Below are 20,379 nucleotides of genomic sequence, written 5' to 3' on the forward strand. Positions count from 1 at the left end.
GTAATCAGGAAGGGACAGTCGAGGCGAACTGGTGCTCATGAAGCATGCATGTCCCGCACGGGACCTGGCACCGTCGTTGCCCAACGGCACTGACAGCGCCCACAGTTGGGCCATGCGTGAGCTGATATATCTGTCCCAGCGGAAGCTGAACCAGTTTGTCGATGATCGAAGAGGTGGACGCAAGCGGCGTGTCAACCAGTTAGGGGCGACTGCTCCCATGGGACTGGGTGGGCTTCAGGTCGGGCTACCGGACGACGGTCCGGTGTTCGGCGCCATCGATCCAGAAGCGCTCGACTCCCCGGCGGGTCGCGCACTCCACCCAGACCGCAGTCCGCGCGACTGAGCCGAGACGACGCAGAGGGCCCCGGCGTGATCGTCGGGGCCCTCTGAGCTGGACCGCAGGCGCTTAGCGTTGTTTTTTCGGCGAGAACTAATGGGACCGCACACTCAGGACAGACAGCCGGGAGTGGGTACACGCCCCGGCTGTCTGTCCTGTTGTCCTGACGTACTGGTGTGTCAGGGGAGGCTAGGCAGGGCGATTTTCTGGTTGGCGTTGTTGGAGCAGTCCCAGATCTGGAGCTTGCCGCCGTTGTAGTTGCCCCAGTCCTTCAGGTCGAGGCACTTGTGGCTGTTGACGTTGACCAGCGAGCCCTGGTGGAAGACCCACTGTTGTGCGCCGGTGCCGTTGCAGTCGTAGGTGCCGACCTGGGTCCCGTTGTCCGTCCGCCCGGCTTGTACGTCCATGCATTTGCCCTCGGCGGTGAACGCGTATACCGGGTAGCCAGTGGTGGTGGTGCCGAGCTTGTACGGGTACCACCACTGGTTCGCGCGGGTGTGGCAGTCCCACACCTGGAGGGCAGTGCCGTTATTGGGGCGGCTGTTGGGGATGTCCACGCAGCGGCTCATGACCTGGATGCGGTCACCCGGCGGGTCGTAGAACTCGACGGGGTGGCTTCCGGCGTTGAACCAGCCGCGCATGAGCCAGTTCCAGGCGCCGCCGTCCCCGGTGTGGTCGAACCGGCCCTGGCGGAAGACCCACACGCCGAAGTAGACGCCGTGGTACTCGGCCGTGCCGTAGGACTGCGCAGACGAGGAGGGAATCTGGTCCCCGCAGTGGGTGGCCAGATTGCAGACCATGACGTTGTAGTGCTCGTTACCGCCGTACCAGGCGGCGTTGGCCAGCCCCTCGATGTACGCCTCGCGGTTGGCATCGATCAGCGCGGCCTCGCGGACCGCGTTGAGAGCGCCGATGAGGTCGAAGGAGACGCTGAAGCTCAGGCCGGCGCCGCTCCGGGCCACTCTCGGGCTCTTCGTGGCGGATGTGGCAGTCCCGGGCGATGCCGTCCGGGGCTTGGGGGCAGCTGGCGGCCCGGCCTTCCGGGCGGCCGGCAGGTCACCCGGCGACAGGGTGCCGACAGCGGACGCCGACGGTGCACCGGCCGGGGCTGCCTCGGCGCCCGGGGCGATCATCGCCCCGGCAAGGATAGCGGTGGCTAAGGCCGTGACAGCCTTGCCTATGGGTCTGCGGAATCGCACAACTTTCCCTTCTGGTTGAGGCACGGCGCGGCCGCGTCATGCCGCCGTGGCTGCCGGTTCTGCGGCAGGTGGAACGGTGAGTAAGACGGCCGGCCGCAGGGAAGGTCGCGGTGTCCTCGCGGGAGGTGTTCGCGGCCTGCTGCGGGGGCGGCGTGACCGCGGTCTTGCCGCGTCCGCCCGGCCGTGTGGACGCGGGTGCTGTCAGGGTCGTACCGGTCCGGGTAGCCCCGCCCGCCCCTGGGGCGGGCGGCCGGGACTGGGGATGCACAGGCACCTCGCCTCACCCTCGGCGCAGTTCACCGATGCGGTACAGGTCTCGCGCTCACTCAGCGGTCGCACGGGGACAAACTAGATTGCCTAATCCAGTTAGGCAAGCGCATAATCACATTAGATCGCTGGAGGGAAGGTTATGACACGAGTACGCGTAGGGCTCACCACGGAACGAGTCGTGCGGGCAGGGGCGGAACTGGCCGACGAGATCGGCTTCGACCGGGTGACCCCCACCGAGCTCGCCCGACGCTGCGGCGTCAAGACCGCGAGCCTGTACGCGCACATCAAGAACCTCCAGGACCTCAGGACCCGGATCGCCCTGTCCGCCCTGGAGGAACTCGCCGACCTGGCCGCCGCCGCCATGGCCGGACGCGCCGGCAAGGACGCCCTGGTCGCCTTCGCCGACGTCTGCCGCGACTACGCCCGACAGCACCCCGGCCGCTACGCCGCCACCCAGCTCCGCCTCGATGCGGATACGGCCGCCGCCAGCGCCGCCCTCCGGCACTCCCTGATGCTGCGGGCGATCCTGCGCGGCTACGATCTGACCGAGCCCGACCAGACACACGCCGTCCGCCTCCTGGGCAGCATCATCCACGGCTACATCAGCCTGGAGGCAGCCGGTAGTTTCAGCCACAGCACCCCCGCCACCCAGGACACTTGGACGTGGACCCTCGACCGTCTTGATGCCCTACTGCGGAACCGGCCCACACCCTGACCTGGTCCCGCACCGCACACGTTCCGCGGCGCGGGGATACGAGGCCGATGCGGCGTTGGAAGCCTGCGCCGCGCACCATGCGGACCGGGAAAGGCCCACGTGCCGGGAGTCCCGCGCCGAAGAGCTCCGCAAGGGCGCGCGGCCGCTATGCGGGCGGCCCTCACGCACTCACTCCGGCGCCGGGGCGCGTCGACGGCGTGGCCACCGGCCCGTGCCGTCTTGCCCCCGGACGGGGGCAAGGAGCAGCGGCGCGAGCTGGTGCGGGTACGGCGCCTTGCGCGCCGCCCGGTTGGCGTGTCCTTGCTGACGGGCCGTGCGCAGCCAGGACATCGGAGTTCGGCCGTGCCGGTGCACGCCGTCGTCCCGAGCCCCGCACCATCGCCTCGTAGATCACCCGGCCCGCGAGTCTTCACCGGCACCCGTTCGCCGTCGTACGCGCGAGTGCGTCAGGACGGAACAACCCACATCAGGAGGAATCTGACATGTCTGTTGCTGCCTTGCCCTTCCGTTCGTTCGTGGACGACATCCTGGATGCTCTCGGCGCCGACCCGGCACGAGAGGCGCTGGTCCACCAGGGGCGGCGGATCACCGCCGGTGAATTCCGTGACCTGGTCCACCGGCTGGCGCACGCCCTGCGCGCCCAGGGCCTTGAGCGCGGGCAGAGCGTCACACTGCTCAGCGGCAATCTCCCCGAGGCCCTGGCCGTCCGCTACGCCGCCAACCTGCTCGGCTGCCAGGTCAACCACCTCTACAACAAGCTCTCCGCCGACTCCCAGGCCGCCATCGTGCGCGATGTGGAGACCCGGGCGCTGATCGTGGACCCCGCCTACGCCGAGCGCGCCGCCGAGGTCACCGCCCAGGCCCCGGTCCCGCACGTCCTGACCCTCGGCATCAGCACGCTGGGAGGCGACCTGCTGGAGCTGGCCGCCACCGAGTCCACCGAGCCGATTTCGGGCCTGGCCCGCCCCGAGGACATCTGCTCCATCCGCCACACCGGCGGCACCACCGGCCATCCCAAGGGCATCTGCACCAGCTTCGAGAGAGCCGGCAGGATGCGGCCCCAGCCCGGCGGGGAAGCGGCCGCCCCGCCCCGGCAGCTGGTGTCAACTCCCCTCGCGCACGCCGCCGGCCTGGTCGCCGACCATCTGCTGGCCGAGGGCGGCACCGTGGTCCTGCTGGAGGACTTCGACCCCGGCCAGGTGCTCGCCGCGATCGAACGCGAGCGCATCACTCATCTCTTCCTGCTGCCGCCGCTGCTGTACCAGCTGATGGACCACCCGCACGCGGACCGCACCGACACCTCCAGCCTGCGCCAGGTGATCTACGGCGGCTGCCAGACGTCCCCGGCCCGCATCGCCAACGCGATACGCCGCTTCGGCCCCGTCCTCATGCAGGGCTACGGCCAGACCGAGACCGGCAGCATCAGCGTCCTGGGGCCCAAGGACCACGACCTGACCCGCCCCGAGCGGCTGCGCTCCGCGGGCAAAGTGCTGGACGGGGTCGAGGTGGCCGTCCGCGACGCGGACGGCCACGACCTGCCCCCCGGCGAGCACGGCGAGATCTGCGTCCGTTCCGGCCACATCATGCAGGGCTACTGGAAGCAGCCCGAGCTGACCGCCGAGGTGCTGCGGGACGGCTGGCTGCACACCGGTGACGTCGGATTCCTGGACGACGAGGGCTACTTGACCGTCATCGACCGGATCAAGGACATGATCGTCGTGGTCGGCGGCCACGTCTACACCACCGAGCTGGAGGACCTCCTCAACTCCCACCCCCAAGTGCGGCAGAGCGCGGTCTTCGGCGTGCGCGACAACGACCGCATGGAACAGGTGCACGCGGCCGTGGTGCGGGCCCCGGGCGCCAAGGTGGGCGCAGACGAGCTGCGGGCCATGGTCCGCGAGCAGCGCGGCGCGATGTACGAACCGACACACATCACCTTCGCCGAACAACTGCCGCTGACGGACGCGGGCAAGCCGGACAAGAAGCGGCTACGGTCACGCACTGCCCCGACACAGGAACGCTCCCAGGGTTGAACTGCCGTGGGCCGGACCTGCGTGATCTGCGCGCCATCGGCCTCGCGCCCACCACCCCGGTGCCCGCGCCGAAGGTCCGTGAAGTGACGAAGCGGATCCTGCCCCCCGCCCGAGACCCTCGACGAGGACGACCACGCCCGCCTCAAAGCGGTACTGGCCCGCTGCCCGGAACCGGAGGCCACCGCCCGCCACATCCGCGACTTCGCCGACATGCTCACCCAGTTGCGCGGTGACCTGCTCAAGGACTGGCTGAACCGGGTCTACGTCAGCGGCCTGCCGAGCCTGCAGGCATTCGTCAACGGCATGAGCACTGTGGAGCGACCGCGTCCTTGAAGAAGCCCGCGTGACCGAGGGCCTTCTCCACCGCATACGTGTCTTCGCCCTCTCGGTGACCACCGCCGCGTCGACGCCGTCGCCCGGCACGTCGCCTCACGCGACCCCGCCGCCCGCCGGAAACACCTCTGACCGGGTAGGCGCGGCCACACGTTCCCCCGGACTACTCCGGCCTGTTGCCTGTTTCTGGCGTATTTACCAGTGAGTGCTACATCTACTGGCCCGCCCTCGTCACCACCATCGCCCTGCTCCTGATCGCCTCCGCCCGCCGGGCACGACGCGCCACCACCATCGCCGCCACCCGTGGGGGCGGGGATGAGGCACCCCACCTCGCCGCCCACCGGCGCTCCTGCCCCGTCGCGGACTTCCTCGACCTGACCGCCTAGCAGTTCCGGCCGCGGCAGGGGCCCGTTCGGCGATATCCGCCAGGCAGCCCCGGCCCGCTCTACCTTCCGCCCCACAGGCCGGTGACGGCCCGGGGCGGCGAGAGGGGCAGGCCCATGGTCAGGGACCTGGGACTGGACGAGGTGGTCGAGCACTTCACCCTGGACGACGACGAGAGCGCCCTGCTGCGGAACAAGTCCGGGCCAAGTCGCCTCGGCCACCCGGGGGCGCCGACAGCAAGCTCCCCGGTGCGCTTCCCAAGGATGTCGGCCGTGCTCGCGAACACTCGGACCATGAGCACGAGGACGTAGCCGACCATTCGGGACCGCGGGCCGTCGGTTCAGGAGCTGGAGACGTTCTGCCGGTTGGACACCGATACGCTCGGCCGTCTGAGCGATCTGCCCTCCGTGGCTGGACCCGGACGGTCCGGCCGAACGGAAAGACTGGGAGTGCCTCATTGGTGCACGGACCTGTCGTTCGGCGGGCTCGTACCGGCCGCGCCCTCTGTCCCAGATGGCCGCCACGCATGAAGGGAACGGGTTGACGCTCATGTCCAGCAACTTCGGGGACATCGTGGTCGGCGACTACAACGTTCTGCCGAGGGATACCACCAAGACGTTCTACAAAGCTCCGCCGCAGGTCTTCCTCAAGGCCATGCCGCTCACCTATACGGCCACGATGTTCGGGCCACTCGTCCTTAGTTGGTGCCGCACCTTCACCAAGACGCAGGTCGAGAACGAGTATCCCCTCGCCGACGCCTACGCGACGGTGGCGAAGGAGTCTGAGGGGCACTGGTCTCGCACAAGCTTCGATAAGGACAAGGTCACCGTCGTCCACGACGACTGGACCGCCTGGCCGGTCGGCATGGACCAGAAGGCCATCGAGACGGCCAAGAGGCTGTACGGCAAGGATGCCCAGCCCTCGTGATGTGCCTCCTGGGCCTCCAGCATCGGCCCGTACGGTCACCCGCTGTTCACCGGCAGGCTGGTCGGTGTGGCCCCCCGGATCTGCCACACCATCGCCTGCCAAGGCCCCATCAAGAACGAGTACGTCGACAGTGTCCGCGTGGCCAAGGTCAGCAGCACCAGCCGAGGGTGGGAGTTCGGTCTCTCGGCGGAGGCCGGAGTCAATATCAAGGGCGCCGAGGTCAAGCGCGGCGCCTCGTTCAAGTGGTCCAAGGTGACCACCGAGTCGACCGAGGTGAGCAAGAGCCACGACAAGCACACGACTTTGGAGATCAAAGAGGAAGGCAGGTGGGACCGGATCGACGTGCGCATGTGCGCCGGTCTGTACGCCGGCTGGATGGTCTACACGCACAGCTCTTTGAGCAAGTTCGCCGTCTACCCGATGCTCGTGCCGGTTCAGGTCCCCGGCATCACCGACCCGGTTGCCGAGCACACCATGCTCACCCCGTCGGCCTCAGCGAGGACGAGATCGCCGTGCTGACCGCCCTCGCCGACGACAGCGCCCTGTCCACGGCCCTGCGAACGCTGCCACGACAGGGCGCCTTCGCACCGAAGGCCAATGGTGACCGCTGAGTCGCCGGCGAAGCGTTCTGCCGCGACACGGGCCGTCCGGGGGGCAGGTTCGAGCCCCGTGACGGCGGCAATCTGGTGCCGCAGAAGCGCGGCGAGGTTCCCCGTACCGCATCCGACATCAAGGACGTCGCGGGCCCCGGACGCGGCAACCTCACTAGCGACCCACGGGCCGTAGTGGTCGTTGTGGCTCCAGGGGTGTCGCTGGTTGAAACGGTGAAGACGAGACAATGAGATTTTTCCATCCTGAGTTCGGGCTGGCCAGGCGGGTGTGGAACCGAAGCCACGGAGCCTGACTGCGTACACAATGGCGCACGAAGCACGGCACATCCTGTGTGATGGCCCTTGGCGCAAGGGGCAGCCATCTGTTGTACCTACTGGTATGTACAGTAGCTGGGTAGCATCGCAGACCGATCTTGGAGGCACGCGCCATGCCACTCGTCCGCATCGACGCCATGCACTGCGACACAGAGCGGCTGAAGGCCCTGGGACGGGCCGTCCACGAGGCGCTTGGCGAGACGATGGGCTTCCCCGACGAGGACCGCTTCCAGATCCTGACTGGCCATGACGGACGGCAGGGGCTGCTGCGCCACGGCACCTATCTCGGCGTACCCCGCGATGACGGCATCGTGTACGTGGCCATCACTTTGCGGGCCGGCCGTCCAGACGCCCAGAAGCAGGCGTTGTATCAGCGCATATCCGAACTCGCCGAGGAATACGCGAGCGTCGAACCACGCAACATGTTCGTCGTACTGACGGAGAACTCGCATGCGGACTGGTCGCTGGGCAATGGTGATGCCCAGTACTTGTAGCGAAGCAGTGAGGCTTCCATTCTCACTCTGAGCTGGCCAGATGCAGGGTGAGGACGGCCTGAACGAGACCCGTGATGCGGGTGGTCGAGCACCGGAGCTTGCGCAGGAGCCGCCAGGACTTGAGAGTGGCGATAGCCCGCTCGACAAGGGCCCGGATCTTCGCATGTGACCGGTTGACGGCCTGCTGGCCTGCTGGCCTGCGGAAAGCGACTCCCAGCGGCCGCGGTAGGGAACACGGACCGTGCCCCCGGCGCCCTGGTAGCCCTTGTCGGCCCAGCAGGGGATGTCGGCCGCACCGAGACCGGCGACGATGCCGTGCTCGCGCGCTGCACGGACGTCGTGGACGGCTCCGGGCAGGGCCGGCGAAGCCCACAGCAGACGGCCCATCGGGCAGGCGAGGACCTGCACGTTCATCCCGTGCCTCTTGTGCTTGCCTGAATAGAAGGGCCGGTCCGCGGCAATCCGGTCGATCGGCAGCAGCGTTCCGTCCAGCAGGACGAACGCTTTCATCGACGCCGTGCGGAGCGCGTCGGCAAGGGTCGGAGCGAGGACGGCCAGGACATCGACGGCCTCGGTGATGTAGCGGTAGGCGGTGGTGGTGCCGACACCGAAACCGTCCGCGAGCTGGGCGTACGGATGACCATTGCGCAGATGGGCAAGTGCGAGCAGGGCCTGCCGGCCCGCGCTCAGGCGCCGCCATCGGGTGCCGAGACGGCGACGGTGTTCCCGCAGGCGAGCGGCGAGGAAGCGGAGGGCAGAGCTGGACACGTCCAGTCCGGACGGGTAGACAAGCATGCGAAGCCTCTGGTGGGCTCGGGGTCTTCTTGGCCGAAACCCATCTACCAGGGGCTTCGCTTGTTTGTCAGTCCAACTGCCCAGCTCGCCGAGCGAGGTTGGAAAGAGCTCAATAAGGCCATGGGTCCACAGTAAACATGTCGGCACTTCAGTCTTTCGTCGGCCCAGCAAACTCAGCCTCGCACCCCAAGTCGCCGCAGCATGACGCACTGCCTGCACGCTGTCCGTGGGGCAGGCCTCGATGTGATCAAGGCTCGGGCGGCGCAACTCGTGAAGGCCTGAGACTCAAGCGCGCCGACGGAACTCCAGCATCTGAGCGAACTGCAGCCACTTCTCAGCTTGAATGCGGGCGATTCTGGCAATTCCAACTAAACAGCCAGGCCCGGCGGTAGCCGGACAGGAAACGCACGTTCTCCAACAGCGCCACCGACGGCGGAACGGCTGTGCGACGATCCGGGACACAGCAGGGTCGAAATCCGCGAACAGCAACCGCGCCAGTTCCAGCCGGGACTCGTAGATCACCAGAGCCTGCTCTGTCGCCGACCAGAAGGACCCTGAGCGGTGCTTCTGGCCCAGGTGCCAGCGAAACGTGCGCCAAGGGGCCGCGTCGAAGAGGTCGCTCAGCGACGCCTCGCTGAAGGCACACTCCGCGAACGCACCCCCGCCAACATGCCTCGCGCGTAACGTTGCTGTCGAAACAACACTTCCCACGGGCACGAATAAGTCGCCTCCCGCAGCCCCCATCAACCGCCACGACCACGGTGACTCCAGGACGTGACCGCTGTCTCCGCGACGACTACGAGGTAGCCCGAAAGGGTGCACGCGCTGGCCAGTACTTCCATGCGACGTGTCCAATTAGGCATCGGCTGGACATGACGGCCCGGAATTGGAAGCCGAAGCGCGGAACCTACGAGCGTGTAGTTGTCACTTTAGATGGCATGTCCCGCGCTTTTGACCTGTAATTTCAGTTGGTGTCTCAGTTGCTGTCATCCACTCGGCGTCTCTTGCGACGCTGGGACCACTGATCCTGATCATGCTCGACTGGGTAGCCGAACACCGCCGCCGGCAATGTCGCCGACCCCCTTCTCCCGGTAAGCGCCAGGGACGGCGCCTCTGGGACGGGCAGGGAGGTCGGCCGAGATGGCGAGGTGACGGGGTTCGGCGTCACGTCCTCGACGGTCGGCGTGGTGAAGTGACGATATCGCCTGAGGTTCTCGGTGTCCGGGTACGGGTGACGCCATGGCTTGCGGGAGCCGATGAAGTGGAGCACGAAGGCACGTCGCTCCTGATCTCGGTACGCGTGGTACTCCGTACCCAGTCGCGGCGGCCAAGCCTCGGGCGGGATGTCGCGGAAGTCAGTCATCGGGAACACGTTCCAGCGCGGATCCAGCTCGATCCATCGACCGTGCGTGAGCGCGTTGAGCGCATCTTGCTCCAGACAGACCGGGACCTGATCCTGGCTCGCAAGCCAGTGGAGGACCCGCTCGGTCAAGCTCTCCCGACGCCACTGGCGGAGGTTGCACAGCATCACCCCGGCATTGAAGTAGGGCGCGTCGGGCGCGAATCGTCCGCTGCCTCCGCCTGCCAGTGCCTCGTGGAGGTTGGGACGCCACATGTCCCGCACGGCCGCGAGGGGTCTGTCACCGAGGTCCGTCGCGAACAGCTCTGTCACGTCTCGCATCAGCACGACGTCCACGTCCATGTACAGCGCCACGTCGTCCGGCACCAGCTCTGGCAGGAACAGGCGCGCGTACGTCGCGCCGGTCAGGTAGCGCAGCAGTGGCAGGTCGGACAGGTCGCGGCGCAGACGGACGACCTCCAGATCGAGCCCGCGGGACATCGCGTGCTCGACGACGTCGGCGCTCGGCGAATCGTCCGTCATCAGTGCCGAGATGCGCACACCGCTCTTCGGCGGCAGGCAGCGGGCCAGCGACGACAGCATGTTGCGTGCCGCCGATGCGTACTGACCATCGAACGCGATCGCTATGCGCATCCCCCGCCCCCCATGCCCCACGTGTGCGACCTAGGAACTAATACGCTAAGGGGCGGTCGAGCGACGGTCAAGGCGTTCAAAGGGGGGTGCGACCTGTGGCGCGAGCGAGCGACATGGCGCCGGCGGCGGGCAGAGGCCTGCTCATTTGCAGCACACCGAGGGCAGGGACTCACCTGCTGGCTGGTCTGCTGGAGAGCACGGGTTTGTCGGGACAACCGCGGGAGTATCTGTACAACCGCGATACTGAACTGGACGGTGAGGACATCCCGATCGGTCCGGCGCACCGGACGCAGCCGGACCAGCTACGAAAGCTGATGCGGATCGGGACTTCGGCCAACGGCGTGTGGGGCCTGATCGTCATGGGGTCGTACCTGGACGAGGTCGTCGCCGGGCTGCGGCGATACCAGTCCGCGAATGGAGCGAGCTGGCGCGAGGTGATCGAGCGCGCCTTCGACCGCCCGGTATATGTGTGGAACCGGCGGCTGGACACGGCGGCACAAGCGGTGTCTCTGTACCGGGCGCTGGAGACCGACGTCTGGTACGCCGACGACGTTCGTGGCGTGGGCGCTGACGTTCCCTATCGTCGCGACCGGATCGCGCACTGGGAGCGCATGATCCGGGAGCAGAACGAGGAGTGGGCGCGCCGGTTCTCCGACAGCGGGATCACTCCGATCACGGTGACGTACGAGGACGCGCTGGCGGACCCGGAAGGTGTGGTGGACCGGCTCCTGGACAGCGTGGGGGTCGCGCGAGGCGACCGGCCGGTGCAGCCGCTCACGCGCCGGCAGGGAAACGACGTGAGCTTGGAATGGCTGGCCCGGTACCGCCGGGACGGTTCAACGTGACCGCTGTCTCCGCGACGACTACAAGGTAGCCCGAAAGAGTGAACGCGCTGGCCAGCACTTCCATGCGACGTGTCCAAATGGGCATCGGCTGGACATGACGGCCCGGAATGGGAAGCCGAAGCGCGAAACCTACAACCGCCCGACGCCTGCTGCACGACGACACCCTCAACCACGGTTACCTAGTGCTATTGAACGAAACACCAGGTCAGAGACTAGCTAGCTAGTGAGGCATGTTAGGCGAGTTGTCCGACACTCCAGCGCTCCAGGTGCCGGCCAGCGGTTGGGTTTCTCGCCCGGGGCCAGGCGTCCACGCCGTCCGGCCGCCGCGGTTTTGGCCGCGGCCTGGCGGGTGGCTTCGCGCAGGGCTTCGGGCCGCATCACCACACCCTTGCCGTCGATCTGGATGACCAGCGGCATCTCACGGGTGCACGGGGTGGGGATCTTCACCGAGTAGTAGGCGGCCGTGTCGACGGCGGCTGCCACTACCCAGTTCTTTGAGGCGGCGCTTGCCCAGCACCTTCCCGCACCGTCGCTCGATCGCAGCGGCGGCTTGGTCGAACGAGCCGCGCACCGCTTCCAGGACCGCGAGCCGGACCAGACCGCGTGAGTGCCGGCACGCACAGTGTCTTCCTCCTTCCTGGCTCGCAGATCAAGGTGGTCCTGCATCAGCTGCCGTAGCAGCTCGCGTCCCAGATGTTCGAGTTGAGCTTCCAGTTCGTCGTGGGGCATTTCCGCCGCCGGGGCGCCGGCCAGCGTCGAGATGAGGCGTTCGAAGGCATCACGGGAGGTGGAGTACGGGCCAGGCTGGGATAAGGCGTCGTACGGTTCCATCGAGGGCTCTTCTGCGGCAGTGATTCGTTCTGGTTGGCACCTTCGAATCTACGGAGAAGAGCCCCTTGGTCACTAGGAGTTGGCCCGGTCCCGCCCCGGGCCTCGGCGGGCGAGGGTGAACTGTCCCGGCGCGTCTTCGTCCAGCCAGCCCCGCTCCACCAGCCGCTTCAGCTTGCCTCGGGTTCCCTCGATCTTCCCGGTCGTCGTCGGCAGTCCGATCCGCGGCACGATCTGCTTGGCCCGCAAGGGGCCCTGCGCGTCAGCGATGATTTCCACGATGTCCCGGTACACATCCGGCAGCACCGCCACGACCAAGCCCTCCCGCCACGGCGGCACCATCATCACCCCGACGCCGTGAGGTGCCGTTGTCTCGTTCGGCTCTGGCGCATCCCTGGCCGGAACCTCCGGTTCGGCCTCTGCGGCCGAGAGCTCCGCCAACACCTGCACGACTGTCTCCCGCGTGATCTCCAGCCGCGACAGATCCTCCCGCGCCTTCTCCAGCCGGAGCGCCAACTCTGCAACCTCAGCCTCAAGTTCCTGGACCCGCTGCCGAGCCGCAGCCTCCCGCGCCTGAAGCTCCTCCGGCAAAGACACCATGGCGCCCCACCTGCACCCCGTCACGGTAGAAGTACGACGGCGCCACCACACAGCAGTCAGCGTCTTCGGATCCTGGCGCCTGGAAGGATCGCCCCTGCGGCCCCTGAGCGGGTGTGAGTGCGTGGTGGCATCGGCCGGGTCAGTGTTGGATCAAACCGCCGACCGGGACGGGAGCAACGTGGCCGGTTGCCGGAACGCCCTGCGCCAGGGCGAGGCCGATGTCGACCAGCGATGACCGGCGCAGACGAGCAACGTCGAGGATCGGAGTCCAGACCGACTCAGCGGTCGCGCCATTCGGCTCGGGCCGAAGCCGGCCGCCGGTGATAAGGACCCGGTAGAAGATACCGACATTCTGGTGTTCAGTTCCGGCACGGGCTTGGACTGCGGGAATCACCCTTGAGTCCACGCCCAGCAGGCGTTCGACCACCGCTTCGCAGCCGGTCTCCTCGGCGAACTCACGGATCACCGTGTCGAACGGATCCTCCGCGTGCTCCACCCCTCCGCCCGGAAGCGTCCAGTTGGACTCGCCCACCGAGGGCACGTGACGGGCGAGCAGTACATGCTCGTCCTTGATGCAAACGGCATACGCCGCCAGCCGGAAACTCATCCCCGCACCTCCCACCGGACCCTATCCCGAGGTCCGGCGCGGAGAGGGCTCAGCCTTCGTTTCGACAGGACGCCAGCTCGGACCATCCCCTGAGAGGATCCGCACCCGTCTTAGTTCGTTGCGCCGGTCATCGCTCCATTCAGAATCACGTATTTGATTCTGAATGGTAGATGAGAACCCCAGCTTATATGTACTCGGAAATCTACACTGCCATTATGGGGAACGACATTGTTTACCGACATCATGGCGGCCCCGGTGAACGGATGGGCTCCGGAAGCGTCGAACGTGAGCTCGCAGATACGTTGAACCAGAAGTCGAGATGGTCATCGCCGTCTGCGCGTCGTCTGATTATGATTATGGGCATGGTTCTTCATCAGATGCACTTACTCGGGAGACTGATTCGATCTATTCACCCGGCCGTGGGAGGTATGTCTGCCTCGGGCTCGCCTACCGCCTGAACGACACGCACCGCCGGCTCTGGCACGTTTTCGGTCATGGGGTGTTCCCTTGCCTCGTAATAATGTACTTCGCCGCATCCGCCTATTCGGTCAGGCAGTACGACACCTGCGGCAACGCAATCGCCATTCGGAGTCGAGGACGCGCGCAGGACATCCCGACAAGCTCCTTATTCGCAGGCTACATCTCACTCCAATACGGTGCGTCTTGAGTGGGATTGTCATGGGAGCTCCCGGTGCTAGCGCCGGATGGCAGCGAATCCAACTTCAAGTCAGGGCCTCGGCAACGGCTTTCAAGAGCGCCCCAGCCGCACCGTCCATCCGTGGTCTGAGGCCAACGGCGCCTCACCACATAGGACACGGTCTAAGGACGGCACATCTCCGGACGGGCGGGATAGACCTCAGATACGAGCGGTCTGCTTCTCCAGGGCGGATCATCTCCGGATGCACGGGACGGCCGGGTCGAGCCGCTGTTCGTGCTCCACCTGCACCGGATCATTCCCGGACGTGCGGGGACCACCTAGTCTGGCCGGGAGCATGTCCGCCCGTGTTGGGCACATCCCCTCGGGAGGGCTGAAGCGTGTCATCACCTGGGCCGGGAACGGTAGTAGCGGTACTGATCCAACGAGATCCGTGACGACATCCACGGGACGTTCCTCAAGCTCACCTGCTCGCTAATCTGCTGGCGCCGCCTGCGAGCCACATTCCGTTAGGAGCTCTAAGACCGTTCGCCGCGCAATTTTGCCGGCCATTCCGCCGGAACCTTGGGGAGGGCGGCCGCATCGCGCAGCCACGCCTCGGACCGGTCGAGAACACCGCGCAGTTCACCGCGCGTTTCATCCACATCCCTTGGCACTGTCACGCCATCTGTATAGCCCCTGGCCGAATAGTGACGTGGCCGAATCCGCAACCTCGGCCCCTTACCACTACCTTGGCCTTGACCAGCGCGCCCGGCGCCGGCACCACGCAGGAGCTCGAGCAGCGCGGTGAGCCGCGCGTTGCCGGGCCGGGCCGGGCTCCCCCAGTGGGGTCACATGAGCGTTCTGACGAATGTGGGCAGGCATCCCGTCACGGCGTGGAACGCGTCCGCGCAGAACTTCTTGTCGCTTGCCCTGCCGTCGGGGATCGAGAGTTGCACACCCTCGCCCATGGCCGTCGCCACATCCGCGCCCTGGCCCATGCGCATGTACACCGGAGCCAGCTGCTTCAGCAGGTCGTGCACGACGCCGTGGAAGACGGCGTCCTCACGCCTTTCCGGGAACCGGTCCGCGACCTGCCTGCCGATATCCTGCGCGCTCGGCGCCTGTTGTGCTTCGAAGTCCTTCTTGTTCACAGCGCTGAGGATGGCCGGAACGGCGGCGCCGGCTATGTTGAGCGCCGCGCTCCAGAAGCTCTTTTCGTTGATGCGACGCGGGTCCGCCAGCCCCTCGGCGGCCGGGTCCTGATATGCCTTCGAACCCACCGGGGACGCCTTCAAGGAGGGGATCGCCTTGGCCAGGTGTGCCGCGCACTTCGCGACGTCTCCGTCATCGGCGGCCGGCACCTGTGTGTTCTCGTTCCGGTTCCCGTCCGGGCGCCCGTCGTGCGGCTTCGTGCCCTCCAGCCCCGCGGAGAAGTCCTTGAGTGCCTTCTCGAGCTTTTCCTGATCGATACGCTCCATATGGCGGAACTCCTTCTCCGATGGCTTCCCGTGCTGATCGGGTGTCCGATTCGCCGACGTGGCTCCGTCCGGATTCCGGTACCCGGAGTGTTCGCTGGGCGTCACATGGCCGTTCCGTGAGAGGAACGGTACGTCCAGCAGGGACTGCTGCCGGGCCGGAGCAAAGATCCTGGGGTGCTGGTGCTGAAAGCCCAGGTCGAGGAGTCGCTTCGCCACCCGGTCGCGGAGATTCCCCACCGAAAGCGAGGTGTTCGCCGCATCGCGCAGCGCCGTCGTCAGCGCGTAGGTGAAGGCCGAGAGCGCGTTCGTGAGTGAACTACCGGCCGCCGCGGTCTCCAGCTCCTGGCATGCTGCGAACAGCACGCCGTCCAGCTCCACGGCGCCCGGCTCCACGGGGCCCGGAGCGGGCTGAGCCTGTACGGCAGCACCGGCCGGCCCGGCGAGGAGGAAGGGCTTGAGCCGCGCGTCCGCGATGTATGCAGCGTAGGGCACCGTCGTCGGCACGTGATCCCTGATTTCCTGGTATTCCTTCTCTGCGGCCGAGTACGCCACGTACGACTTGGCCGGGACGGCCTGGAGCGTCCCCCGCTCGCCGACCCATTGCTTGGCCATTCCGCCCGCATGGCAGGCGTCGAGGATGACCGTCAGCACTCCCGGCAAGACGTCCCGGCTGCTCGCGTCCAACTCCTTGTCCTCGAGGAAGTGGTCATAGAGACAGAGCACATCCGTCATGACCTTCTTCTTCGCCTGCGGGTCCTTGTTGTAGCGGTAGCCGTGCGACGACTGGTAGAAGACGCGCCGGTCGCCGGCAGCGGCGCCTTCCATGAGCCACTTCAGCCCCGCGCGGACGCGGTCCAGTGTGGCATCCGCGTCATGGAGCTCGTGGATCTCCGTCGCGGGGAATCCGTAGAGGCCGGTCAGGACCTTTCTGAACTCCTTGCTGTCGTTCACGCAGCTGTTGAGGTCGTTCGCCGGGTTCGGATATTTGTCGATCCCGATCAGCAGTGCTCGGTCCACCGTGCTCGGCTCCCTCCGTCGTGGCGTCCTCGAGCATCACTGAAGAGGTGTGACCTTCATGTCCCCGGGTCCGCCGGCCTGCTCGCCCTTGCACTCGTAGGCACCCGGCGCCAGCTTGTATACCCTGGTGAGGCAGTTCGCCAGGGCCATCTGCCCGTAGGCGTTGGGGTGCAAGGACTCCTGAAGGCTTCCCTGCTCGAGTCCGAAGCCCAGATAGCGCACCCATTCCGCCTGGACGGCCGGGAGGGGGGACTTGAGACTGCGTGCGGCGGTGGACTGATGGACGCCCTTCCGGCACACCTCGTGGCCGTCGAAGGCGTGCTGCAAATCGAGGAAGTCCACCACTTTGGCGGCCTTGGCGGCTTCCCTGATCATTTTCGCGATCTTCGGTACGAGTTCATCCCGTGACCAGTCTGCGTCCCAGTTGTAGAACGGGCAGCCTCCGGGATCCCAGCGCTTCCCTTTCCAGAGGTTTTCGGCCCCGTAGCGGTTCTCCTTCCCCGGGGCCAGCGGGGAAGGGTAGGACTGAATGCCCAGCCGGTAGCCGCTCTCGCGGTAGCCGGCGTTCTCCATGACCTTGCGGATCTTCACGAGGGTGTTTGTGATCTTCGGTTCGACGTCCTTCAGGGCCGCGTCCAGATCGGGAATCTTCTCCTGGCAGGCGTGCGTCTTGAAGAACTCATAGGCGAAGAAGCAGGACTTGATCACTCCGGAGAAGCCCAGGTCGTTCCCGCCTATAGACACCTGGATGAGCTTGATCTGCCGGGACTTGTCCTTGGCCAGCTTGGTGAGTTCGTCTATCTGGGGAGGCTCTCCATGGCGTCGGCGTTCGAGGATGTCCAGTGTCTTCGCGCCGGAGCAGGCAAGGTTCTCCGCGTGGGCATTGATGCCCACGCTTTCGATCTCGGCGATGTCGGACCGGTGGCACGATCCGGAATCCATGCCTTTCCGCAGGTCCCTGCTGGACCGGTAGATCTTTCGTTCGTCGCGGCCCGTGCAGTTCCGTCCCTCGTTGTCACAGCCCTCGGCCGCTCGGTCGGTTCCCCAGCGATCGCCGTTGATGTCGGCGCCCGCTCCGGCGGCATTGGCCCACCAGCGTCCGGCCTCCCCGGAAATATAGCTGTCGCCCATCGCGACGATCGTGGTCTTTCTCGCCGCCCCGGTGTCCTCTGCCCGGGCCGACTTCACCGACGACTCCGAAGCCGCGCAACCGGCCACGGCAGTCAGGGCGAAGGCCAGGGAGAGTGCGAGGGGGGCGCTGCTCGGCCGGGCGGGTTTATGGCGGGGGGAACGACCATTCATCACGCGACTCCACTCGTTCGCGGACAGCGGTAGCTCATCAGCGAAGATAGGAGTGACGTTTGCCTGTCACAATGCCCCGAATCGACTTTGGGATGCAATGAGCCATGAACGCTCAGGGTGATGGCGCGCCCCGCTGCCGGTGCGGTGACGGAGCGTTGGCCGCTACGGGACCAACCGCCAACACCCCAGCCCGATAAGCCTAATTAAACGATTCTTCGACGCCACTGAGACCGGGCAATTTGGCCTGATCCAGCGGTATTGGTCGTATGGTCATACAACTCCATGACCCCTTAGACGGTGTCTTGATTGGCGGTAGTTCGTTGATCTGGCCATGGGGTTAGTCGAGCGGCTGGTGCCGGACGGGTTGTGGGAGCTGTTCCAGGACGTGGCGCCGGAGGCACCGCAGCGTTCGCAGGGTGGTGGCCGGCGGCGGTGCGACGACCGCGCGGTACTGGCCGCGATCGTGTTCGTGGCGACCTCCGGCTGCACCTGGCGGCAGCTGCCGCCGGTCTTCGGCGCCTCCTGGCAGACCGTGCACCGACGCTTCACTGACTGGTCTGCGGCCCGGGTCTGGGCCAAGCTGCACCCCGTACTGTTGGACCGGCTCGGTTCAAAGGGCGATGTGGACTGGTCGCATTGCGCGATCGACTCGATCAGCGTCCGCGCCGTCAAAGGGGGCCCCTGACGGGACCGAATCCGACCGACCGGGGCAAGAAAGGGTCGAAGATCCACGTCATCTGCGACCGCAATGGTCTGCCGATCTCAGTGGGCGTCTCCGCCGCCAACCTGCATGACAGTCAAGCCCTCGTGCCGATGATGCTCGGCATACCGCCCATCCGGTCACGCCGCGGGCCTCGGCGCCATCGGCTGGCCCGGCTCCACGCGGACAAGGGGTACGACTTCGACCACCTGTGGAACTGGCTGCGGCGTCGGCAGATCGTGCCCCGCATCGCCCGGCGCGGCGTGGACAACTCCGGCCGACTCGGTCGGCACCGCTGCACGCTGTCGTGGATGGGCGGCTGCCGCCGCCTGCACCGCCGCTACGAGCGCAAAGCCGAGCACTTCCTCGCCTTCGTCGGCATCGCCAGTGCCCTCATCTGCTACCGACGCACTGCCAACTGAGACGACCTCTTAGAGGTAATGCCGTTGCCTTACCGGTTCGTTGGTTCGCGCGCATGCTGCCGGACTGATGCCCGGGGGTGGTGCCGGTGGCCGAGAGTGTGTGCGCGAAACGCCCGGTAGGCCCGGAGGACCGCGTCCTCCTCAGGCCTCACCTTCCTCCGGTAACGGCTGGCCAGGCCGATCAGCCGCTCCAGCTCGTGCAGGTCCGTGGTCGACTCGATCTGAACGGCGCCCTCGTCAGGGCCGGACAGCTCCCTGCGGGCCGGGCGGTTCAGGCCGAGAAGGTGGCTGCTGCACTCGGTGATCCCTGCGGCCTGGTAGTCGCCCGAGCGGAGCTCCTGCCGATACCTGGGGAAGAACAGGCGTTCACGACGCTCCGCCAAGAGCTGGCGCATCTCGTCGGCGTTGCCTTCGAGCTTCGTGGTGCGCTCATGTACGAGCTGGCCAGCGGCTGGCCTGGCCACTTCTTCCTCTTCCACGAGGGCATCGACCTCGCCTGGCGACTGTGGAACCACGGCAAGGCGGACCTTCGGGCCGGAATCAGAAGGCGGGAGCCCTCGGCACACAAGGAGCCGCCGGCGCTGAGGGGTCCAGGGCCCGCTTGACCAATCCGATCGCACGCGGGCTGTACGACATGCTCAGATGGGCGGAGAAGTCGACGAAGCAGCCCTCCTGCAAGGTGATGTTCTGCACCGTTGCTCCGGGGCCTGCCGTCATGAACGTGCTCTGCCAGGGGGTGGTGATCTCGTCGTACTTCGTGCCGATCACGGTGTAGTCGACCCCGGGAACGGTGTCCCCGCCGGCGTTGAGCTCCTTGATGAAGTCGGACTTCTCGTACTGCTGGATGCCCGCCTTTCCGAGGGGCTTCGCCCCGGACTCCAGTATGTGGAGCTTGTCGGCGAGAGTCTCGATGCCGCTCATGGTGGTGCCGTGGTTAGTCGCGCCGAGTTGGACGACCTTCTTGACCTTGTTCTTCGAGGGGTCGCTCGTGTTCGCGCCACCGTCGGCCTTGAGATACCAGCGGGACAGGGTCCCGCCCTGGGAGTGGCCGACGAGGTCCACCTGCCCGGAGCCGCTGGCGGCGAGCACCTTGTCCACGAAGGCGGCCAGCTCCTTGGAGGACTTCTTGATGTCTCCGTAGCCCTTGACGGTGGGAGCGAGAGCCACTCCGGCGTCGTCGGTGTCGCCGAAGTCGAGGGCGTAGACGCAGTAGCCCTGGGCCTTCAACTCGGGGGACATCCGGGCCCAGTTGTTGTAGCGGTTCTCGTAGGTGCCGTGGACCAGGACGACCGGACGCGGGTGGGCGGCGCTGGGACGGCAGTTCCAGTCGTTGGCGCCCGGCGGATCGATGTCGAGGCGGAGGATGGAATAGCCCATGGCGGGAAGGAAATTGTCCTGCTCAGGGCCGGTCTCCGCGGCCGCGGACGTGGAGGTGGCCAAGACCGTCGCCGCGGCGGCGGCACAGACGGCGGTGGCGTATCTGGGTATGTGCAAGACGGCTCCTGAGGAGTGCGGAACTCGGACCACGCGCGATGTT

At 66.6% G+C, this 20,379-nt stretch carries 18 protein-coding genes and 2 pseudogenes; 9 read left to right on the forward strand and 11 right to left on the reverse strand.

The features are described 5' to 3' along the window. Positions 1-516 precede the first annotated feature (516 nt). Positions 517-1,299: an RICIN domain-containing protein gene (locus FGW37_RS03555; RefSeq protein ID WP_179079714.1), complete on the reverse strand. Its 783-nt coding sequence runs from the start codon at positions 1,297-1,299 to the stop codon at positions 517-519. Positions 1,300-1,945: 646 nt separating this feature from the next. Here FGW37_RS03555 and FGW37_RS03560 point away from each other — a divergent pair. The 6 genes from FGW37_RS03560 to FGW37_RS03580 all read left to right on the forward strand — a co-directional run bounded on the left by FGW37_RS03560 (position 1,946) and on the right by FGW37_RS03580 (position 6,717). After that, positions 1,946-2,521 carry a TetR/AcrR family transcriptional regulator gene (locus FGW37_RS03560; RefSeq protein WP_179079715.1) on the forward strand — a complete coding sequence of 192 codons (576 nt, stop codon included), beginning with the start codon at positions 1,946-1,948 and terminating at the stop codon, positions 2,519-2,521. Between the two features lie 482 nt (positions 2,522-3,003). After that, positions 3,004-4,554, forward strand: a complete 1,551-nt coding sequence (locus FGW37_RS03565) for an AMP-binding protein (RefSeq protein WP_179079716.1) — start codon at positions 3,004-3,006, stop codon at positions 4,552-4,554. 210 nt (positions 4,555-4,764) lie between these two features. Further along, positions 4,765-4,887, forward strand: coding sequence for a hypothetical protein (locus FGW37_RS33810; RefSeq protein ID WP_281394670.1), 123 nt, complete (start codon positions 4,765-4,767; stop codon positions 4,885-4,887). A 500-nt stretch (positions 4,888-5,387) separates the two neighbouring features. Then, entirely contained in the window at positions 5,388-5,582 is a 195-nt protein-coding gene (locus FGW37_RS03570; protein WP_179079717.1) for a hypothetical protein, read from the forward strand. Positions 5,583-5,820: 238 nt separating this feature from the next. Beyond that, on the forward strand, positions 5,821-6,198 hold the full coding sequence (locus FGW37_RS03575; RefSeq protein ID WP_179079718.1) for a hypothetical protein: 378 nt from the start codon (positions 5,821-5,823) through the stop codon (positions 6,196-6,198). Positions 6,199-6,264: 66 nt separating this feature from the next. Continuing rightward, positions 6,265-6,717: a hypothetical protein gene (locus FGW37_RS03580; RefSeq protein ID WP_179079719.1), complete on the forward strand. Its 453-nt coding sequence runs from the start codon at positions 6,265-6,267 to the stop codon at positions 6,715-6,717. On the opposite strand, the gene FGW37_RS03585 is transcribed toward FGW37_RS03580, so the two are convergent. Continuing rightward, a complete protein-coding gene (locus tag FGW37_RS03585) occupies positions 6,633-7,136 on the reverse strand; it encodes a class I SAM-dependent methyltransferase (protein ID WP_246430249.1) in 504 nt (167 codons plus the stop codon). The genes FGW37_RS03580 and FGW37_RS03585 overlap by 85 nt on opposite strands. Positions 7,137-7,237: 101 nt before the next feature. Here FGW37_RS03585 and FGW37_RS03590 point away from each other — a divergent pair, with 101 nt between their 5' ends. Beyond that, the gene (locus FGW37_RS03590; protein WP_179079720.1) at positions 7,238-7,618 is read left to right on the forward strand and encodes a tautomerase family protein; all 381 of its coding nucleotides are present in this window, start codon (positions 7,238-7,240) and stop codon (positions 7,616-7,618) included. A 22-nt stretch (positions 7,619-7,640) separates the two neighbouring features. Here FGW37_RS03590 and FGW37_RS03595 read toward each other — a convergent pair. After that, a pseudogene (locus FGW37_RS03595) lies at positions 7,641-8,413 on the reverse strand (IS5 family transposase). Positions 8,414-9,389: 976 nt separating this feature from the next. Then, positions 9,390-10,406: a glycosyltransferase family 8 protein gene (locus FGW37_RS03600; RefSeq protein WP_179079721.1), complete on the reverse strand. Its 1,017-nt coding sequence runs from the start codon at positions 10,404-10,406 to the stop codon at positions 9,390-9,392. A 95-nt stretch (positions 10,407-10,501) separates the two neighbouring features. Here FGW37_RS03600 and FGW37_RS03605 point away from each other — a divergent pair, with 95 nt between their 5' ends. Continuing rightward, entirely contained in the window at positions 10,502-11,251 is a 750-nt protein-coding gene (locus tag FGW37_RS03605) for a Stf0 family sulfotransferase (protein WP_179079722.1), read from the forward strand. Between the two features lie 276 nt (positions 11,252-11,527). Here the strand turns inward: FGW37_RS03605 and FGW37_RS03610 are convergent. From FGW37_RS03610 to FGW37_RS03630, 5 genes and pseudogenes are all read right to left on the reverse strand, one after another. After that, positions 11,528-12,082, reverse strand: a pseudogene (locus tag FGW37_RS03610) (ISKra4 family transposase); the annotation flags it as partial. Between the two features lie 72 nt (positions 12,083-12,154). Beyond that, positions 12,155-12,679 (reverse strand): hypothetical protein, encoded by a 525-nt coding sequence (locus FGW37_RS03615; protein ID WP_179079723.1) that lies wholly within the window; start codon positions 12,677-12,679, stop codon positions 12,155-12,157. 139 nt (positions 12,680-12,818) lie between these two features. After that, positions 12,819-13,286: an NUDIX hydrolase gene (locus tag FGW37_RS03620; RefSeq protein WP_179079724.1), complete on the reverse strand. Its 468-nt coding sequence runs from the start codon at positions 13,284-13,286 to the stop codon at positions 12,819-12,821. Positions 13,287-14,771: 1,485 nt separating this feature from the next. Further along, a complete protein-coding gene (locus FGW37_RS03625; RefSeq protein WP_179079725.1) occupies positions 14,772-16,418 on the reverse strand; it encodes a caspase family protein in 1,647 nt (548 codons plus the stop codon). A gap of 36 nt (positions 16,419-16,454) precedes the next feature. Then, positions 16,455-17,549, reverse strand: a complete 1,095-nt coding sequence (locus tag FGW37_RS03630; RefSeq protein ID WP_179079726.1) for an SGNH/GDSL hydrolase family protein — start codon at positions 17,547-17,549, stop codon at positions 16,455-16,457. 502 nt (positions 17,550-18,051) lie between these two features. Between FGW37_RS03630 and FGW37_RS03635 the strand changes: the two genes are divergently transcribed. Beyond that, a protein-coding gene (locus tag FGW37_RS03635; protein WP_246430250.1) for an IS5 family transposase occupies positions 18,052-18,842 on the forward strand; the annotation gives its coding sequence in 2 pieces (ribosomal slippage) (positions 18,052-18,393 and positions 18,396-18,842; 789 coding nt in all). Positions 18,843-18,871: 29 nt separating this feature from the next. Here the strand turns inward: FGW37_RS03635 and FGW37_RS03640 are convergent. Both FGW37_RS03640 and FGW37_RS03645 read right to left on the reverse strand, forming a co-directional pair. Next, positions 18,872-19,306, reverse strand: coding sequence for a hypothetical protein (locus FGW37_RS03640; protein ID WP_179079728.1), 435 nt, complete (start codon positions 19,304-19,306; stop codon positions 18,872-18,874). 76 nt (positions 19,307-19,382) lie between these two features. Beyond that, a complete protein-coding gene (locus FGW37_RS03645; RefSeq protein WP_218650568.1) occupies positions 19,383-20,336 on the reverse strand; it encodes an esterase/lipase family protein in 954 nt (317 codons plus the stop codon). Positions 20,337-20,379 lie beyond the last annotated feature (43 nt).

The sequence above is a fragment of the Streptomyces rectiverticillatus genome, assembly GCF_013394065.1.
GTDB classification, from domain to species: Bacteria; Actinomycetota; Actinomycetes; order Streptomycetales; family Streptomycetaceae; genus Streptomyces; species Streptomyces rectiverticillatus.

Excerpts from the sequence above, each read along its gene's own strand:
- FGW37_RS33810 (WP_281394670.1), top strand. The coding sequence starts at position 4,765 with ATGCTCACCCAGTTGCGCGGTGACCTGCTCAAGGACTGGCTGAACCGG.
- FGW37_RS03590 (WP_179079720.1), top strand. The coding sequence starts at position 7,238 with ATGCCACTCGTCCGCATCGACGCCATGCACTGCGACACAGAGCGGCTG.
- FGW37_RS03585 (WP_246430249.1), bottom strand. The coding sequence starts at position 7,136 with ATGTGCCGTGCTTCGTGCGCCATTGTGTACGCAGTCAGGCTCCGTGGC.
- FGW37_RS03630 (WP_179079726.1), bottom strand. The coding sequence starts at position 17,549 with ATGGGCGACAGCTATATTTCCGGGGAGGCCGGACGCTGGTGGGCCAAT.
- FGW37_RS03615 (WP_179079723.1), bottom strand. The coding sequence starts at position 12,679 with ATGGTGTCTTTGCCGGAGGAGCTTCAGGCGCGGGAGGCTGCGGCTCGG.
- FGW37_RS03560 (WP_179079715.1), top strand. The coding sequence starts at position 1,946 with ATGACACGAGTACGCGTAGGGCTCACCACGGAACGAGTCGTGCGGGCA.
- FGW37_RS03620 (WP_179079724.1), bottom strand. The coding sequence starts at position 13,286 with ATGAGTTTCCGGCTGGCGGCGTATGCCGTTTGCATCAAGGACGAGCAT.
- FGW37_RS03565 (WP_179079716.1), top strand. The coding sequence starts at position 3,004 with ATGTCTGTTGCTGCCTTGCCCTTCCGTTCGTTCGTGGACGACATCCTG.
- FGW37_RS03570 (WP_179079717.1), top strand. The coding sequence starts at position 5,388 with ATGGTCAGGGACCTGGGACTGGACGAGGTGGTCGAGCACTTCACCCTG.
- FGW37_RS03575 (WP_179079718.1), top strand. The coding sequence starts at position 5,821 with ATGTCCAGCAACTTCGGGGACATCGTGGTCGGCGACTACAACGTTCTG.
- FGW37_RS03600 (WP_179079721.1), bottom strand. The coding sequence starts at position 10,406 with ATGCGCATAGCGATCGCGTTCGATGGTCAGTACGCATCGGCGGCACGC.